This is a genomic window from Streptomyces phytophilus (genome assembly GCF_013870535.1).
Taxonomy (GTDB): Bacteria; Actinomycetota; Actinomycetes; order Streptomycetales; family Streptomycetaceae; genus Streptomyces; species Streptomyces phytophilus.
In genome coordinates this window covers 1-2,246 of the sequence record NZ_JACBXC010001005.1, presented here as the reverse complement: position 1 = coordinate 2,246, position 2,246 = coordinate 1, and the positions used below count along the sequence as shown (strand labels likewise).

Below are 2,246 nucleotides of genomic sequence, written 5' to 3'. Positions count from 1 at the left end.
GAAGAAGGCGTGCGCGTAGCCGAGGAACGGCAGCAGCCCGGGGGAGAGCACCGGCAGCGCCGCGCCCGGCGGGTACTGCCAGCTCACGTCGTCGACGGGGAAGGTGCCGGTGCGCAGGACCTCGTACCAGCCGCGGTAGATCACCTCGACGTCGCTGGTGACGTCGGGACCCGGCAGCGCGACCACCTGGAGCACGAGGAGCAGCAGGCCCGCGCGGGTCAGCGCCCACGCCGCGACCGGCGCCGCGACCCGTGCCATGGCTCGACCTCCGCCCCCGCCCCCGTGTGCGTCGGACCTGTGCGTCCGACGACACTACGACACGGCTCCGCCCGCCCGCAGGCCCCCGGCGCCGCCCGCCCCGGTACTGTCGGCCCCGATGCACAAGGCACCGGCGCACCAGCCACCGACCCGCAGGCCACCGCACAAGACCCTCGTCGTCACCAACGACTTCCCGCCCCGCCCCGGCGGCATCCAGAACTTCCTGCACAGCATGTGCCTGCGGCTGGACCCGGAGCAGGTCGTCGTCTACGCCTCCACCTGGAAGCGCGACGCCGAAGGCCGCGCCGCCACCCGGGACTTCGACGCCCGCCAGCCCTACGAGGGCGGTGAAGTCCCAGGAGGCGGTCGAATCGGGGTCGGCGTGGGCGGCGTTCGCGGCGGCCGGGGCGTAGGCCGCGTACTCGTCGTACGCGGCGGTGGCGGCGGCCGTCTCGGTGAACGTCCCGGGGTACGCGGTGGCTTCGGCGTATGCCGTGGCGTCCGGGTACCCCCCCGACATCGCGGTGGTGTCCGTGGCCGCCTCCGCGTACGCCGCGGGGTCGTAGTGGCCGGTGTCCCAGCCGCCGGCGGAGTCGTACTGCGCGGCGTCGTACTGCGTGCTGTCGTACTGCGTGCCGTCGTACGGCACGGCCTCGTGCTGCACGGCCGCCTCGTAGTGCGTGCCGTCGTACTGCGCCGCCTCGTACTGCGCCGCCTCGTGCTGCACGGCCTCGTGCTGCGTGCCGGTGTCCCAGCCCGACCACTCGCCCGTGGTGTTCCACTGCGCGGTCGGGGCGCTCGCCGAGGGGTAGCCGTAGTCGTCGGCCGGGCCCGCCTGCCGCGGGATGCCGCCGGTCGGAACCCCGGCGGCCGGGGTGTCGGTGGCGCCTTCGGACCAGAGCGCGGAGACGTCGTAGCCGCCGGAGGCGTGCGGGTCGGCGGCGTAGGGATCGGCCGTGCCGTACAGGCCGTTGGCGCCGTACGCGCCGAAGTCGGCGGACTGCGTGCCGGTGTCCCACGAGGGGGCGGGGTCGGGCGTCAGATAGCCGCCGGTCTCGTAGCCGGTGGTGGCGTACGCGCCCGGGTGGCCCGCGTCGTAGCCGTCGTAGTTCCGGCCGTAGTCCTGATAGCCGTGATGGAGAGGCTCTTCACCGGAACCGCCGCCGTGGCCGGAGGTGTCGTAGCCGTACCCGTAGCCGTCGAGGCTTCCGAACGCGGATGCGTCGTCGGCGGGAGAGGCCGGGGTGGGGAAGCCCGACGGGGGACGGTCGTTCACCACTTCTCTTTCGCCTCGGGAGCAGGAGACTGCCGCGACTGTACCGGGCGTCCCACGGCTCGACAATCTTTCCTTGGTTTCGCCGGGGCGCGTTCGGGGCACTTGCCCGATTTTTCGAGTACCCGAGGGTAGGGCCGGGGCCACGGCTGTCCGATTTGCCGCTGGCCGGCCGTGTGATTTCCCCCTCCCAGGATGTTGCGGTCGGCCGGGGTGCGCGATGCTGGGGATAACGTTCGTTCACACCCTCGAAGGACTCACGAACGCGCGGCACCGCGCGATGGAGGCAGCGATGAGTGGCACCGGTCCGATCCGCGTGGTGGTGGCCAAGCCGGGACTCGACGGCCACGACCGCGGGGCCAAGGTCATCGCGCGGGCGCTGCGCGACGCCGGTATGGAGGTCATCTACACGGGTCTGCACCAGACGCCCGAGCAGATCGTCGACACCGCGATCCAGGAGGACGCCGAGGCGATCGGCCTCTCCATCCTGTCCGGGGCGCACATGACGCTCTTCGGGAAGGTCGTGGAGCTGCTGCGGGAGCGGGACGCGCTGGACATCAAGCTGTTCGGCGGCGGCATCATCCCGGACGACGACATCCCGCAGTTGAAGGGGCTGGGTGTCGCGGAGATCTTCACGCCGGGCGCGGCGACGACCGAAGTGGTGGAGTGGGTGCGGACGAACGTCCGCGAGCCGGCGGGCGCGTGAGGGCGTACG

At 72.5% G+C, this 2,246-nt stretch carries 1 protein-coding gene and 2 pseudogenes; 2 read left to right on the top strand and 1 reads right to left on the bottom strand.

Annotation, left to right across the window (positions count from 1 at the left end):
* A pseudogene (locus tag H5J30_RS37030) lies at positions 1–258 on the bottom strand (hypothetical protein); the annotation flags it as partial.
* Between the two features lie 118 nt (positions 259–376).
* Between H5J30_RS37030 and H5J30_RS37025 the strand changes: the two are divergent.
* Together H5J30_RS37025 and icmB are read left to right on the top strand one after the other, a co-directional pair.
* A pseudogene (locus H5J30_RS37025) lies at positions 377–598 on the top strand (alpha-(1-2)-phosphatidylinositol mannosyltransferase); the annotation flags it as partial.
* Positions 599–1,823: 1,225 nt separating this feature from the next.
* Entirely contained in the window at positions 1,824–2,237 is a 414-nt protein-coding gene (gene icmB / locus H5J30_RS28310; protein ID WP_018834742.1) for a coenzyme B12-dependent isobutyryl CoA mutase small subunit, read from the top strand.
* Positions 2,238–2,246 lie beyond the last annotated feature (9 nt).